The sequence below is a fragment of the Acidihalobacter sp. genome (assembly GCF_037381185.1).
In the GTDB taxonomy this organism is placed as follows: Bacteria; Pseudomonadota; Gammaproteobacteria; order DSM-5130; family Acidihalobacteraceae; genus Acidihalobacter_A.
Genome location: NZ_JARRQY010000047.1, coordinates 1 through 14,419, shown reverse-complemented (window position 1 = coordinate 14,419; position 14,419 = coordinate 1). Strand labels below are relative to the sequence as shown.

The window sequence follows — 14,419 nt, the reverse complement described above, 5'->3', positions numbered from 1 at the left end:
GGAGCGGAGAGTGAGGCATTGAATCTGTTCTTTCGCATGCTGCGGGTTTTCGGGATGGCGCTGCTGCGCTCGCGCATCGGCCTGCAGGACAGCTCCGAGCTGAGGTTCCTGGTTCTGCCAACGGACCTGGATATCAACGTGCACATGACCAATGCGCGCTATCTCAGCTTCATGGATCTGGGGCGCACGGATCTGCTGGTGCGCGTCGGCCTGCTGGCGGCGATGCGGCGAGAGCGCTGGATGCCGGTGGTTGGACACATCGACATCCAGTTTCGCCGCCCGTTGTCGCCGTTTCAGCGTTTCAGCGTGAGCAGTCGGCTGCTGCGCTGGGACGAGAAGTGGCTCTATATGGAGCAGCGTCTGGAGAGCGCCAAGGGAGTCCATGCGGTGGCCACGGTGCGAGGGCTGTTCCTCGATCGTAACGGGACGAAGGTGCCCTCGCAGCGATTGCTGGAGCGCCTGGGATACCACCGGGAAGAGTCACCGTCGCCGCCCGAGGATGCGCGCAGTACGGACGCCTGAGGCAGTGGAAGCGATCGAATGAGAAGTGTGGCGGACCTCGGCGAGGATCGAGCGGGGCCAGGCATACCAAGCGATTATTTGGAGGAGACCGCGAATGAGCAGTCTGAACGGGAAGACCCTCTTCATTACCGGAGGGACCCGCGGCATCGGTCTGGCTATTGCCATTCGCGCCGCGAGAGACGGCGCGAATGTCGTCATCGCCGCCAAGACCGACAAACCCCATGCGGGCCTGCCGGGGACGCTGGATACGGCCGTCGCCGAAATCGAGGAAGCCGGCGGGCAGGGGCTGGCCGTCAAGACCGATATCCGTGACGAGCGGCAGATCGCCGATGCGGTGCGGCAGACGGTGGAACGCTTCGGCGGCATCGATATCCTGGTGAACAACGCCAGTGCGATCAGTCTCACCGGCACCCTGGAGACGCCGATGAAGCGCTATGACCTCATGCACCAGGTCAATGCCCGCGGCACCTTCGCCACTTCCCAGGCCTGTCTGCCGCATCTGCTCGAGGCGGACAATCCTCATATCCTCAATCTTTCGCCGCCGCTGTCCATGCAGCCGAAGTGGTTCAAGGGGCATTGCGCCTACACCATGGCCAAGTACGGCATGAGCCTCTGCGTGCTGGGCATGGCGGAAGAGTTCCGCGAACGGGGCGTGGCGGTCAACGCGTTATGGCCGCGCACGGTGATCTACACAGCGGCCGTTGCGATGCTCCAGGGAATGGTCAAACCGGAGAACTGCCGTACCGCCGAGGTCGTTGCCGATGCCGCCCGCGCGATTCTGATGCGTGACAGCCGCTCCTGCAGCGGCAACTTCTTCGTCGACGAGGAGGTGTTGCGCGAGGAGGGCGTCACCGATTTCGCGCGCTACGCCATGGACCCGGCCGGGCAGTTGCTGCCGGACTTCTTTCTGGATTGACGGCGGTAATTCCGATGCAGAGCCGTGAACCGATGGAAGCGCAGGAAGTCCGTCCCGGCACGGCGGGCGAGACGCCGCGTTTCATCGCCGCCGAGGACGCCGTGACCCTGGCCGGTTTGTTCCGCCGCCGCGTCGAACTCTCTCCCGATGCGGTGGGTTTTCGATACTTCGACGCGGACGGGCAGGCCTGGCGCGATCTGACCTGGTCCCGGATGGCGGAGCAGGTGGCGCGCTGGCAGGATGCCCTGGTGCAGGAAGGCCTGTCGCCGGGCGACCGGGTCGCCGTGATGATGCGCAACTGTTGCGAGTGGGTCATGTTCGATCAGGCCGCGCTGGCTCTGGGCCTGGTTACCGTGCCCATCTATGCGGACGATCGCGGCGGCAACGTTTCCTACATCGTCCGCGATTCGGGAAGCCGGGTGCTGGTGGTGGGCGGCCAGGAGGAGTGGGAGCGCATCGCAGCCGAGGTCGAGGCGATGCCGGAGCTGCGGCGCATCGTCCATGTGGGGCCGCTGACCGAACCGGTCGACGATTCCAGGGTCACGGCGCTGGCGCAATGGCTTCCCGAAACAGGCGGCGGCTCGAGGATGCACGACGCTCGAATCGGAGATCTGGCCTCCATCGTCTACACCTCGGGAACCACCGGCTTTCCCAAGGGGGTGATGCTGAGCCACCGCAACATGCTCAGCAATGCCGAGGCGCTGGCGCGGCTCGTCGATCTCGGTTCATCCGATATCGCGCTGTCGTTTCTTCCCCTTTCCCATACTCTGGAGCGGACTCTCGGCTACTACTTCGCCGTGATGGCTGGGATGACCGTCGCCTATGCCCGCTCCATCAGCGAGCTGGCGGAAGACTTGCTGATCATCCGCCCGACGGTGTTGATCAGCGTGCCGCGCATCTACGAGCGCGTCTACGCCAAGGTTATGGACGGCCTGGAGCGGAAAGGGGCGCTGGCCAAGCGGCTGTTCGGGCTTACCGCGCGCGTAGGCTGGAAGCGTTTCCTCGTTCATCAGGGGCGCGGTAAGTGGGGGGCTTCCCTGTTGCTGTGGCCGCTGTTGGACCGGCTGGTGGCGCGTAAGCTTTGCGACAGGCTCGGCGGGCGGGTGCGTCTGGCCGTGAGCGGTGGTGCGGCCCTGGCGCCGCGCATATCGCAGGCCTTCATCGGCCTGGGCGTGCCGATCCTGCAGGGCTACGGACTGACGGAAAGCTCGCCGGTGATCAGTTGCAACCTGCCGCACGACAACGTGCCCGAAAGCGTGGGGCGAGTGGTGGGCGGCGTGGAGGTGAGCATCGGCGACAACGACGAACTGCTGGCCCGTGGACCGAACATCATGCTGGGCTACTGGAACGATCAGGATGCCAGTGACCGGGTTCTAGACAGCGACGGCTGGCTGCATACCGGAGACAAGGCGCGCCTGGACGAGACGGGACATATCTACATCACCGGGCGCATCAAGGAGATCATCGTCCTCAGCAACGGGGAGAAGGTTTCGCCTACGGACATGGAGGCGGCCATCACCCTGGACCCGTTGATCGAGCAGGTGATGGTGATTGGCGAACAGCGTCCCTATCTTTCGGCCATCTGCATTCTGGATCCCGAGTATTGGAAGGAATTCGCCCCCATCATCGGTATCGACCCGAGCCGGGCGAGAGCCCTGGAACTGCCGGAAGTGCAGGCCGCGGTGCTGGCGAGGATCGCCGAACGCATCAGCGCATTTCCCGGTTACGCCCGGATATTGCGGGTCCATCTGAGTTTCGAGCCGTGGTCCGTGGAGAATGGCCTGATGACCCCGACCCACAAGCTGAAGCGCGCACAGGTGATGAAAAAGCTGGAAGCGCCGGTCGCCGATCTTTATTCGGGGCATTGACGCTCGAGCGTGAGCCGGGGGGATGTGCAAGCTGCGCTAAGCTCTTCGTTCAAGCTCGGCATTGCGCAAGCGGTTGGAGCCTGGCGCAGGCCGAGTCCGATATGAATTGCCCCCATATTCCACGATGCACGAGAGATCGCGGAATGGACTTCAACATCAGGCCATGGCCGGAGGTCATCTGTGTCGCATTCCTTGTCGAGGAGCAAAGTGGTCATCAGCGGGACGGGTTTGTTTACCCCTGACGAAACCATCACTAACGCGGAGTTGGTCGAATCCTTCAACCGCTATGTGGATGCGTTCAACCGGGACAACATGCAGGCGATCGACGCCGGGGAATTGGAGCCTCTGGAATATTCCAGCGAGGCGTTCATCGTCAAGGCCTCGGGTATCGAAAGCCGTCATGTCGTGAACAAATCCGGCGTGCTGGACCCTTCCCGTTTATGCCCGTCCATTCCGGAACGCGGTGACGAAGAGCCGTCCCTGCAGTGTGAGATGGCCGTAAGTGCGGCCAGGGAAGCGCTGGCGCAGGCCAACAAGAGTCCGGCTGAGGTCGACGCCGTGATCGTGGCCTGTTCCAATCTGCAGCGGGCTTATCCGGCCATTGCCATCGAGGTTCAGGATGCCCTTGGAATCCAGGGCTTCGCTTTCGACATGAACGTGGCCTGTTCCTCCGCCACCTTCGGTCTGCAAGCTGCCAGAGATGCGATTCTGGCGGGGTCCGCCGAGACGGTGCTGCTGGTCAATCCGGAGATTTGTTCCGGCCATCTGGCGTGGCAGGATCGCGACTGTCACTTCATTTTCGGCGACGTATGCACTGCCCTGGTGGTGGAATCCGCAGAGAACAGCGACGGCGATGAAAACTGGGAAATCGTCGGTACGCGTCTGCTGACCCGTTTCTCCAACAATATTCGAAATAATTTCGGCTTTCTAAACCGTTGCGACGAAAGCGGGGTAGGTGCCAGGGACAAGCTGTTCCGTCAGAACGGCCGCAAGGTATTCAAGGAAGTCGTGCCCATGGTGGCGGAGATGATTGAATCCCATCTAACCGACGAGTCCATCGGGCTGAGCAGTCTGAAGCGAATGTGGCTGCATCAGGCCAATCTCGGAATGAATCAGCTCATTGCCAAAAAGGTGCTGGGGCGGGACGCGACTGTGAATGAGGCCCCGGTAATACTGAACGAGTACGCCAATACCAGTTCCGCCGGTTCGGTCATCGCGTTTCACAAGCACCGGAATGATATGGCGGTCGATGATGTCGGCGTGATCTGTTCGTTCGGCGCCGGATATTCGGCCGGCAGTGTGATCGTCAGGCGCAGTTGAGGGCGTTCCGGCCGCGAGAGCCGGGGCGAATATAATGAGCGGTGGGATGAGCTGCACGGAGCAGGGTGGGCGAATCATAAGCAAGCCGAACGGATTGCGTGTATTGCAGGCGCGATGTTCGGGGCTGTCCTACCGCGCGCGTCCCGCGGAAAAGTGAAAAAAGCGTTAGCTGGTTTGCCTAGCAGGCCGTCAGTCTATTGAATATCAAACCCATAATCGGCATGAGTCAGGGCGATACCGAGACGATTGCGACGGCGCGTGGGTTCGACCACGCTGTTGAGAAACTTCTGCAAATCGCCGCTGCCGCAATCGACAGCGGACTGCAGACCGATACGGTCGTCCTGAGCTATGCCGGCGATCCGTGGGTTCAAGAGCCATGTCGCCAGGCACGGGGGAAGGCGCTGGAATCCAGCATGAGCACGACCGCAGGCGTGAATGTTGGACCGGCCGCCATATCGCTCGCTTACGCGGTCTGAGCGAGGGGGCCGCCGGGTTGAGCGTCTCGCCGCTCATCCCATACGTTCATTCGTGCGGCGGGGTCTGACGAATCTTCTGCGCCAGAATGCTGTAGACGAACGGAACGTCGTGTCCGCGATGCTGAAGGTAGAAGCGTCCAGGCCCGCGTTCTTCCAAATCCGAGAAGTCGTTGTAGGGGCTGTATGGAAATTCGTTCATGCGAAGAATTTCGATCCCGGCTCCGGTCAGCGCGTTCAGCACGCTTGAGATGGGGGGCCAGGTAGCGAGCCGGGTGAGCGCCTCGCTACCGTTTTCCGTTCGGTTTGAACTCTGCTGCTCTCCGACAATTGCCTGGCCTGTTCTATGGCAACCGGCGAAATGTCTACGCCGGTGCACATCGCTCCGCATCTGGCCTATGAGAGCGTGTCCAGGCCGAAATGGCATTGGAGGTGCAGCAGACGACGGCCCGACACCGGGCCGAGTTCGTTCAGTTCGATTTCCCGCAGCGAGGTTGCCCCGTTGAGAAAGCCTTCGACGTCGTAGAACTTGGAGTGCAGATGAGCCTCGGCACGCTGGTCCCAGACTGTAGGATTCATCTCGAAGTAGTCGGCTTCGGACGTGTCAGGGTTCATAGGGGCCATGGAGAGGGGGCGATTCGACGGCCGTGTCGGCGGATGCCAACGGGCGCTTGATCATTTCGTAGCAGTCCATAGCTTCGCCGTTTGCGAGCTTCTGGGTCGCCGGCCGGATCACGGTATAGCCTTGCGAGCGGTAGAACCGCACGGCGTTCTTCGAGGCGTTCAGGCTTATCTGTCCATTGCCGTGCGTTGCGACAAGCGCTTCCACACGTTGCAGCAGTTGGCGCCCTATGCCGTTGCCGCTTCTTTCCGGAGATACGTAGAGCGCATGGATGACGCCGTCCGCGGCGGAGAACATGCAGAAGCCGTTGATGGAGCCGTTTTGCCCCTGGGCGACGAGAACATGGCTGTCGACCGAGTCGATGCGCCAGCGCATCCAGGCGAATCGGGCGTCCTCCGGCGGCGGTGACCAAGCGTCGAGGACGTTCTGCGGATAATCGTGTTTCGCACTTTCGTGGACGGCCGCGTAGTGCAGCAGAACCAGGCGTTCGGCATCCTCGTTTCGTGCATCGCGGATATGGATTGTCGAAGCGCTCATTCTCACCGGCGTCTGGCGTCAAATGCCGTAAAACGCCCGCGCCGTAGCCGTCGTCTCCGCCGCCAGCTGTTCGGCGGAGCGGTTCAGCGTCTCGGCGATCACCTGCAGGATGTGCGGTAGGTAGGCGGGCTCGTTGCGCCGCGAGCGCGGTTTGGGATGCATGTCGCGCGGCAGCAGATATGGCGCGTCGGTCTCGATCATCAGCCGGTTCGGCGGGATGTGATGGATGAAGTCCTTGAGGTGATGACCGCGGCGTTCGTCGCATATCCAGCCGGTGATGCCGATGTGCAGGTCGAGGTCGAGATAGGCCAGTAGTTCGTCTTCTGTGCCGGTGAAGCAGTGCACCACGGCGTTGCCGAGCTGCGCGCGGTGACGGCGCAGGATGGCGATGAAATGTTCGTGGGCCTCCCGTTCGTGCAGGAATGCGGGCAACCCGAGCGAGGCGGCCAGCTCGAGCTGGGCTTCGAAGGCTCGCTCCTGATCCGGACGCGGCGAATAGTCCCGATTGAAGTCCAGACCGGCCTCACCGATGGCGCGAATCTTCGGGTGGTCGCCGGCGAGCCGGTGTAGGGTGTCGGCGGTGGCCTCGTCCCAGGTGAGGGCACGGTGCGGGTGCACGCCTACGGTGGCGAAGAGGTGCTCGGGCATGTGCTCGGCCAGGGCGACCGAACGCTCGCTGTCTTCCAGGTCTGACCCGGTGCAGATCAGCCGCGTCACGCCGGCTTCGATGGCGCGCTTGAGTACGGCGTGCTCGTCGGCGCGGAACGATTCGTGAGCGAAGTTGAAACAGATATCGACCAGTTCCATTGCGGGACTACCTTTGAAAACGCCCGGCACTATAGCAAAACCGCTGTGGCGTGGTTTTCGTCCCGTCGAGGGCCGGGTGTAGTATTCGGACAATATCCATTCATCAGGGAAAGGACACGCAGGCATGAAGGAAGCCACCCCCCGCACCATCTATCTGAAGGACTACCGCGCGCCGGCGTTTCTGATCGAGCGCACCGAACTGCGTTTTGAACTGGGCGAGGAGTCCACGCAGGTCAACGCCCGTTTGCGCGTGCAGCGCAACCCGGCCGCCGATACCCCTGATGCGCCGCTGGTGCTGGACGGCGAGGAGCTTGAGCTGTTGGCGGTGCGCCTCGACGGTCGGGAGCTGCAGTCCCACGAGTGGTTGCAGGATGCGGATTCATTGACGCTGTCGAATGTGCCGGATGCGTTCGTGCTGGAGATCGTCAACTGCATCAAGCCGCAGGAGAACACGCGCCTGGAGGGACTTTACAAGTCCTCAGGCAATTTCTGCACGCAGTGCGAAGCCGAGGGATTCCGGCGCATCACCTACTACCTCGACCGCCCGGACGTGATGAGCGTGTTCACCACAACCGTGGTCGCCGACGCCCAGCGTTACCCGGTCATGCTGTCCAACGGCAATCCGGTCGAACAGGGCGAGTCGGGCGAAGGCCGCCACTTCGTCACCTGGCACGACCCGCATCCTAAACCGAGCTACCTGTTCGCCCTGGTCGCCGGCGATCTGGCCTGCATCGAGGACGGCTACACCACCGCGTCCGGACGCGAGGTGGCGTTGCGTATCTACGTCGAGCCGCACAACGCCGACAAGTGCGCGCACGCCATGGCCTCGCTGAAGAAATCCATGCGTTGGGACGAACAGCGTTTCGGTCTGGAATACGATCTGGATATCTACATGATCGTCGCCGTCGACGACTTCAATATGGGGGCGATGGAGAACAAGGGGCTCAACGTCTTCAACTCCAAGTACGTGCTGGCGCGCCCGGATACGGCCACCGACATCGACCACGAACGCATCGAAGGCGTCATCGCCCACGAGTACTTCCACAACTGGACCGGTAACCGCGTGACCTGCCGCGACTGGTTCCAGCTCTCGCTCAAGGAAGGTCTCACGGTGTTCCGCGACCAGAGCTTCACCGCGGAGATGACCGCTGGCGCGGTCAAGCGCATCGACGACGTGCGCCTGCTGCGTACCCACCAGTTCGCCGAGGATTCCGGTCCCATGGCGCATCCGGTGCGCCCGCCCTCGTACATGGAGATCAACAACTTCTACACGGTGACCGTGTACGAGAAGGGCGCCGAGGTGGTTCGTATGTACGAGGCGCTGCTCGGGCGCGAAGGTTTCCGCCGCGGCATGGATCTGTATTTCGAGCGCCACGACGGCCAGGCGGTGACCACCGACGATTTCCTTGCGGCGATGGCCGATGCCAATGGCGAGGATCTGACGCAGTTCCGGCGCTGGTACGAGCAGGCCGGCACGCCGCGGGTGCGGGTCGAGGACGACTGGGACGAAGAGAACGGACGCTACACGCTGACGCTGCGCCAGAGTTGCCCGTCGACGCCGGGGCAGAAGGAGAAACAGCCGTTCCTGATACCGTTCGCGGTCGGTCTGCTGGACGCCGAGGGGCGGGACCTGCCCCTGCGACCGGCTGGTGGGACCGAGGCCCAGGGCACGACCCGCGTGCTGAGGCTGACCGAGGCCGAGCAGGAATTCGTGTTCGAGGGTTTGAACGTACGTCCACTGCCTTCGCTGAACCGGGGATTTTCCGCTCCGGTGCGTGTCGAGTATCCCTACGCCGACAGCCAGCTCGCCTTTTTGGCCGCGCATGACTCCGATTCGTTCAATCGCTGGGATGCCGGCGAGCAACTGGCGGTGCGGGTCATGCTGGAATTGGCCGAGGACCATCAGTCGGGTCGCCCGCTGACGCTGCCGGCCGGCTTCATCACCGCGTTCGCGGCGGTGCTCGCCGACGAGTCGCTGGATGCCGCGGTCAAGGCCGAGATGCTCAGCCTGCCCGGCGAAGCGTGGCTGGCCGATGCCATGGACGTGGTCGACCCCGATGCCATCCATGCCGCCAGAGACTATGCGCGGCGCGCGCTGGCCTCAGAACTCGAGGCGCAGTGGCTTGCCGCCTATCACGCCAACAGTCTCTCGGGCGCTTATCGCTACGCTCCGCAGGATGCGGGTGCCCGGCGTCTGCGCAATCTGGCCCTGGATTACCTCGCCTCGCTCGACAGCGCGCCGACGCGAAAGCTGGCCTTGAATCAGTTCGGCGAAGCCGACAACATGACCGACAGCCTCGCGGCACTGGCCGCGCTGATGCGCACCGGCGGCGAAGAGCGTGAGCGCGCCCTGGAGATTTTCTACGAGCGCTGGAAGAACGAGCCGCTGGTGCTCGACAAGTGGTTCACGCTGCAGGCCATGGTGCAGCGCGCGGGTACGCTGGAGCGGGTCAGGCAGCTCATGCACGATCCGGCCTTTTCGATCCGCAACCCCAACCGTGTGCGCGCGCTGGTCGGGGCGTTCGCGCAGGGCAATCCGACCGGTTTCCATGCGGCGGACGGCTCCGGCTATCGTTTCATCGGCGAGCAGGTACAGGCGCTGGACGGGCTCAACCCGCAGGTCGCCGCACGCATGGTGGGGGTGTTCAGCCGCTGGCGGCGCTATGGCGATGGCCGTCAGGCGCAGATGAAGGCGGAGCTGGAGCGGCTGCAGACGCTGGAGCTGTCGCGCGACGTCTACGAGATCGTCAGCAAGAGTCTGGAGAACCAAGGCTGACCATGCGCGCCGGCAAACGGCTACCCTGCTGCTCGTTTGTCTGTTGAGCTGGGCGACGACGTCCTTTGCCGGTCAATTCCCCCGGGTGACAGATGCGCTGGAGCCCGATCCGCAGGATTTCCAGAAGGAGACCCTGGGTACTGGTTCGGGGCGCGAGAACCTCTATTGGGGCAGGGGTGTCAATGGTTGGCGCGCTGTGGTGCTTGCCGATCCCGTTGGCTGGTGAGGCGATATGTACACGCTGTGGGTGGTGAAGCTGGACGTCGCCAGGGAAGCCTTCGTCGCCGCGCTGAGGGATCCATCCCGGCAGCCTTACCGACAGTCCGTTGCATATCAGGATTGGCGTCCGCCATTGGTCTTCTGGTCGGAGAAGCGGTGTCAGGCCTGGCTTGTTACGGTCAACGAACCGTATAGCGTACTAGGGCCTGTTCACACGATTGCGCGATGCGCTGCCGGAGCCGTTTTTCGTGACCCGCCAGGCGCCGCGAGCGAGGTGTAGCCCGGCTACATGAGCGAGCGGCAACGCCGCGGGACGCGAAAAACGGCCCGGCCCTACGGGTTGTGTCCGGTTGACCGCCACTCGGCGTTGCTCGTCGTTCATTTGGAATGACCAAATCTCTCTCCTCGCGCCTTGATTGGCGGTCAACCGGGCGCAACAGCGCACCGCGCAATCGTGTGAACAGGCCCTAGGCGACTGGGTCGTGTATACGGTGGCGGCGCAGGGCGCCCATCAAGACTGCACCATCGAGTTCCGGCCGCAGCATCGGCGCATTCTGGCAGCGCTGCCGAAACCTGTGCAGCGTTTCGAACATCTGTTGGAAAAGTCCATCGGACCGGGTGAAGAAGAAGGCACCCTGCACCCGACGCTGACACTGCTGCTGCATGTCAGACGATTGCTCGCGAACATGGCATTCCGGCCTTGGGCCGTGTCCGACGCCGATGCCTACAATACGCGGGAGCGGGTTGATCTCGGGTTGGTGGTATGGGCGGAACAGGGAGCATCGTATTCACGTTTGTATCTGCAGATTCAGCATGCGTACGCTCCGGCAGAGCATGCGTTGGCGGCATTTTACGAACGTAAGTACGATATGTCCCCGGAGCGCGCCAAACGTTTCGCTGCGAAGGTGACGGATATCCTGTACCGCGCGAACTTTGTCTTTTCGACGCGAGACTGAGCGCGCCTTTGCGGATTCTCCGTCTCGACTATCGTAGCGCTTCGTCCATTCCGACAGAGCAATCGTCAACGAAGAGTTGGATTGATTCGGCGAAGTCGGGGTCGACCTCGGCCTTGTCGATCGTGCAGTGTACGATCAGTTCTTGCTGCTGCGTGTTGTAGGTGATCGTCCAGGACAGGGCGTGCGGGCAATCGAGCAGGGAAAAACGCGCGCCGCAGCGGAGCGGTTCCCGGCTCACCTCGAAAGCGCCCCACAGGCAATAAAGGTCACCCGTATGGCCGGAGTTCACCGTGATCGAATCGATGGAAGCACATAGCTTGGGCAGGTTGTCCAGGATCAGCAGGCTGTGGAGTCGATCGATGCCCGGGTCGGCGATGCATTTCCTGGCGTAGAACTCCATCAAGACCGCTCCTGTGAAATGTAGAGACGTGGTGGCTGCTGGTGCGCCGAGTATTGTCGAGTATTGTAATGTGACGTAGGGTGATTGTGGCGCGCACCGGACTCGGGGCGGGAAGCTTGCTTCAGGTCAAGGTCGGCAGCGTTTAGTTGATGCAGAATCGTCGCTTGACCGGAAGCGTACCCGAGGCGTGCTCGCCACATCGCGCTGCCGTTGTTTAACGTGCATTCCCGGAGGATGCGGGTGAACGCAGACAAGCAAAACGTCTTTTTCGACCCCGACCTGATCCGCCGCTACGATTGCGCCGGCCCGCGCTACACTTCGTATCCTACGGCGGTGCAGTTCCACGAGGGCTTCGGCGAGGCCGAATACCGCGCGGCCGCCGTGCGCAGCAATGCCGAAGGACGGGCGTTGTCGCTGTATTTCCACCTGCCGTTCTGCAATACGGTTTGCTACTACTGCGCCTGCAACAAGATCGTGACCAAGGATCGCAGCCGCGCCGCGCCGTACTTGCAGCGCCTGCATCGCGAAATAGCCATGCAGGGTGGGCTGTTCGATGTCGGTCGCAAGGTCGAGCAACTGCACTGGGGCGGAGGTACGCCGACATTCATCTCGCACGCCGAGATGAGCGAGCTGATGGAGGTCACCGGACGGCATTTCGAGCTGATCGAGGATGGCGAATATTCCATCGAAATAGATCCGCGCGAAGTGGATGGCGGGACCATCGGACTGCTGCGCCGGCTCGGTTTCAACCGCCTCAGCCTGGGTGTGCAGGACTTTGATCCGCGGGTGCAGAAGGCGGTGAACCGTATCCAGGGCGAAGCCGAGACCCTGGGAGTGATCGACGCCGCGCGCGGGGCGGGTTTCCGCTCGATCAGCGTGGATCTGATCTATGGTCTGCCGCACCAGAGCGTGGCGAGTTTCGCTGCGACGGTGGACAAGGTCATCGCCGCCGCCCCCGACCGCCTGTCGGTCTTCAACTACGCGCACCTGCCCGAGCGATTCAAGCCGCAGCGGCGCATCGCCTCTGCCGATCTGCCCAGCGCGGCGGAGAAGCTCGCCATCCTCGAGGATACCATCGGCCGCCTGACCGCCGCCGGCTATGTCTATATCGGCATGGATCATTTCGCGCGTCCGGACGATGAGCTTGCCGTGGCCCAGCGCGAGGGTACGCTGTATCGCAACTTCCAGGGCTACTCGACGCACGCGGATTGCGATCTGGTCGCCATGGGGGTGACCTCCATCGGCATGCTGGCGGACACCTACAGTCAGAACGTGCGTACCGAGCCGGAATATTTCGAGCGTGTCGACGCGGGGCGTCTGCCGGTGTTTCGCGGCGTCGAGCTGAGCCCGGACGACCGCCTGCGGCGAGCGGTGATCACCGATCTGATCTGTCACTTCCGGCTCGATTACGCGCGTATCGAGAGAGCCTACGGAATTGTGTTCGCGGACTATTTCGAACCAGAACTGCAGGCGCTGGGAGCCTTGCAGATCGACGGCCTGCTCGTGCTCGAGCCGGGCGGCATCGTGGTAACGCCGGCGGGTCGTCTGCTGATCCGCAACATCTGCATGACGTTCGACGCTTATCTGGCCGCGGCGCAAGGCGGCTATTCGAAGGTGATCTGAGGACCTGCAGTCCTGAGTCGAAGTACTACGCTAAATAGGGACAAACCGGTGAGGAGGGGTATGGTGCCAAGGGAGTTCGAAGAGAAGCGCGATTTCATGCGCATTCCACCCCAAGATTGGTTCTGCGGCGCCCTTGGAGGCCAGTGCCGAGGTGGTCCGTGTGGATGTCATTGAGCCGGATAGGCTTTACGAGATCGGTGTGGCGTTCAGCGAGGTGCGTTGACGGTTTACTGAAGACGCGTGAGTTTCCTCGTTTTGGATTCTTTTGGTGTGCTGATTAGGGCCCTTCGTTGAGCTTCTGGGGCATGTTTCGGGCGCGATTTGAGGCATGAGGATCCGCTCTGAATCGGTGACGCGCCCGAGCCGATTTGTTCGGCACATCCCTGCGCCTTGCCCCTGAACGGGGCCCGCAGTCATTCGCCGTCCAGGCGAAAGGCTGCTTGGCCGGCGTCCTGCCGGCCATCCCCGCCCAGGCGCACGTTCGCGAGGCAAGCGATCAGGGGGGACCGAACGTCAAAACAGGGCGAGTCCGAAGCTGAATCGTTTTGAGCTAGCTTGGTAGTAAATCAAGCGTTTGGGATACGTTCTGTTTTGACTCCCCGGTTCCCGTGTGGCCTTGCCTCGAGCGTGCGCCCCGGCGCGGGGTCGGGCGGCAGGGACGCCGCCCGAGCAGGCTTTGCCTGGAAGGCAAGTGCCTGCGGTGCCCCGTGCCGGGGCGTGCGCTCGAGGTTTGCCCGTAGGGACAAGCACAGCACTCTGCACCTGTGCCATTGGCGGCTGCAGTTGGCTGGTGTGCGTTCAGGGCAAGGCGCGGTGCGCAGGCAACGCCGCTGGCGAAGGCAATAAGCCTTCCCTGCACGGCGCGCCTTGTGGCGAAACAGCCTGGAGTCGCTGCAGCCGCCAATGGCACAGGTGCAGAGTGCTTGGGGTGCCTTTCTTTCGCCTCTTTCTTTGGGCATGCAAAGAAAGGGGCTCGGGCGCGTCACCCAAATAGGATCAATACTGGAAACGCCGATTCGCGCCCGAAACGAACTCTGGCTCTAAAAACCGGGAAAAGATTTCATTACATCGCCAACGCGAAACGGTAAACCTCGAACTGCGCCTGCATCGATGCTCCCGTCAAGCACGGGATTGCACGGCGAAGTAGAAAACCGACACCACCGCCTCCGTCAGCCGCACAATCCGGCCGCCACACTTGGTCTATTTCCCGTCGACGCAGGCAGCCGTCTGATCGCTGGAAAGCGCCAGCAGGGCCTCGATGTCGGAGGCCGTGGCCGGCCGGCTCAGCAGATATCCCTGCATGCCGTGGCAGCCGTGCTGCGAGAGCCAGGCGCGCTGCATTTCCGTCTCTACGCCTTCGGCAACGACTGTCAGGTCGAG

14 protein-coding genes are annotated in these 14,419 nt (G+C 62.6%); 8 read left to right on the top strand and 6 right to left on the bottom strand.

Annotated features, from left to right (window positions below):
- Nucleotides 1–18 precede the first annotated feature (18 nt).
- From P8014_RS15405 to P8014_RS15385, 5 genes are all read left to right on the top strand, one after another.
- The gene (locus P8014_RS15405; RefSeq protein WP_337818216.1) at nt 19–522 is read left to right on the top strand and encodes a thioesterase family protein; all 504 of its coding nucleotides are present in this window, start codon (nt 19–21) and stop codon (nt 520–522) included.
- A gap of 94 nt (nt 523–616) precedes the next feature.
- Nucleotides 617–1,438: an NAD(P)-dependent oxidoreductase gene (locus tag P8014_RS15400; protein WP_337818215.1), complete on the top strand. Its 822-nt coding sequence runs from the start codon at nt 617–619 to the stop codon at nt 1,436–1,438.
- A gap of 32 nt (nt 1,439–1,470) precedes the next feature.
- A complete protein-coding gene (locus P8014_RS15395) occupies nt 1,471–3,306 on the top strand; it encodes a long-chain fatty acid--CoA ligase (RefSeq protein ID WP_337818242.1) in 1,836 nt (611 codons plus the stop codon).
- 180 nt (nt 3,307–3,486) lie between these two features.
- The gene (locus P8014_RS15390) at nt 3,487–4,626 is read left to right on the top strand and encodes a beta-ketoacyl-ACP synthase III (protein WP_337818214.1); all 1,140 of its coding nucleotides are present in this window, start codon (nt 3,487–3,489) and stop codon (nt 4,624–4,626) included.
- Nucleotides 4,627–4,823: 197 nt separating this feature from the next.
- Nucleotides 4,824–5,102 (top strand): DegV family protein, encoded by a 279-nt coding sequence (locus P8014_RS15385; RefSeq protein WP_337818213.1) that lies wholly within the window; start codon nt 4,824–4,826, stop codon nt 5,100–5,102.
- 46 nt (nt 5,103–5,148) lie between these two features.
- Here the strand turns inward: P8014_RS15385 and P8014_RS15380 are convergent, their stop codons facing one another.
- The 4 genes from P8014_RS15380 to P8014_RS15365 all read right to left on the bottom strand — a co-directional run bounded on the left by P8014_RS15380 (nt 5,149) and on the right by P8014_RS15365 (nt 7,065).
- The gene (locus tag P8014_RS15380; protein WP_337818212.1) at nt 5,149–5,301 is read right to left on the bottom strand and encodes a hypothetical protein; all 153 of its coding nucleotides are present in this window, start codon (nt 5,299–5,301) and stop codon (nt 5,149–5,151) included.
- A 194-nt stretch (nt 5,302–5,495) separates the two neighbouring features.
- A complete protein-coding gene (locus tag P8014_RS15375; RefSeq protein WP_337818211.1) occupies nt 5,496–5,714 on the bottom strand; it encodes a hypothetical protein in 219 nt (72 codons plus the stop codon).
- Nucleotides 5,704–6,258 (bottom strand): GNAT family N-acetyltransferase, encoded by a 555-nt coding sequence (locus P8014_RS15370; protein ID WP_337818210.1) that lies wholly within the window; start codon nt 6,256–6,258, stop codon nt 5,704–5,706. Before P8014_RS15370 ends, P8014_RS15375 begins: the two co-directional genes overlap by 11 nt.
- Nucleotides 6,259–6,276: 18 nt before the next feature.
- Nucleotides 6,277–7,065, bottom strand: coding sequence for a TatD family hydrolase (locus P8014_RS15365; protein ID WP_337818209.1), 789 nt, complete (start codon nt 7,063–7,065; stop codon nt 6,277–6,279).
- Nucleotides 7,066–7,189: 124 nt separating this feature from the next.
- Here P8014_RS15365 and pepN point away from each other — a divergent pair, with 124 nt between their 5' ends.
- Both pepN and P8014_RS15355 read left to right on the top strand, forming a co-directional pair.
- Nucleotides 7,190–9,841 carry an aminopeptidase N gene (gene pepN, locus P8014_RS15360; protein WP_337818208.1) on the top strand — a complete coding sequence of 884 codons (2,652 nt, stop codon included), beginning with the start codon at nt 7,190–7,192 and terminating at the stop codon, nt 9,839–9,841.
- 701 nt (nt 9,842–10,542) lie between these two features.
- Nucleotides 10,543–11,016, top strand: coding sequence for a hypothetical protein (locus P8014_RS15355; RefSeq protein WP_337818207.1), 474 nt, complete (start codon nt 10,543–10,545; stop codon nt 11,014–11,016).
- A gap of 28 nt (nt 11,017–11,044) precedes the next feature.
- Here the strand turns inward: P8014_RS15355 and P8014_RS15350 are convergent, their stop codons facing one another.
- Nucleotides 11,045–11,416: a hypothetical protein gene (locus P8014_RS15350; RefSeq protein ID WP_337818206.1), complete on the bottom strand. Its 372-nt coding sequence runs from the start codon at nt 11,414–11,416 to the stop codon at nt 11,045–11,047.
- A 240-nt stretch (nt 11,417–11,656) separates the two neighbouring features.
- Between P8014_RS15350 and hemN the strand changes: the two genes are divergently transcribed.
- Nucleotides 11,657–13,039 carry an oxygen-independent coproporphyrinogen III oxidase gene (hemN, locus tag P8014_RS15345; RefSeq protein WP_337818205.1) on the top strand — a complete coding sequence of 461 codons (1,383 nt, stop codon included), beginning with the start codon at nt 11,657–11,659 and terminating at the stop codon, nt 13,037–13,039.
- 1,200 nt (nt 13,040–14,239) lie between these two features.
- Here the strand turns inward: hemN and P8014_RS15340 are convergent.
- On the bottom strand, nt 14,240–14,419 hold a 180-nt coding region (locus P8014_RS15340; RefSeq protein ID WP_337818204.1), incomplete at its 5' end, for an EAL domain-containing protein.

What these genes read in the sequence shown, in the direction of transcription:
- pepN (WP_337818208.1), top strand. Translation starts at nt 7,190, where the DNA reads ATGAAGGAAGCCACCCCCCGCACCATCTATCTGAAGGACTACCGCGCG.
- P8014_RS15380 (WP_337818212.1), bottom strand. Translation starts at nt 5,301, where the DNA reads ATGAACGAATTTCCATACAGCCCCTACAACGACTTCTCGGATTTGGAA.
- P8014_RS15350 (WP_337818206.1), bottom strand. Translation starts at nt 11,416, where the DNA reads ATGGAGTTCTACGCCAGGAAATGCATCGCCGACCCGGGCATCGATCGA.
- P8014_RS15395 (WP_337818242.1), top strand. Translation starts at nt 1,471, where the DNA reads ATGGAAGCGCAGGAAGTCCGTCCCGGCACGGCGGGCGAGACGCCGCGT.
- P8014_RS15365 (WP_337818209.1), bottom strand. Translation starts at nt 7,065, where the DNA reads ATGGAACTGGTCGATATCTGTTTCAACTTCGCTCACGAATCGTTCCGC.
- P8014_RS15370 (WP_337818210.1), bottom strand. Translation starts at nt 6,258, where the DNA reads ATGAGCGCTTCGACAATCCATATCCGCGATGCACGAAACGAGGATGCC.
- P8014_RS15375 (WP_337818211.1), bottom strand. Translation starts at nt 5,714, where the DNA reads ATGAACCCTGACACGTCCGAAGCCGACTACTTCGAGATGAATCCTACA.
- P8014_RS15400 (WP_337818215.1), top strand. Translation starts at nt 617, where the DNA reads ATGAGCAGTCTGAACGGGAAGACCCTCTTCATTACCGGAGGGACCCGC.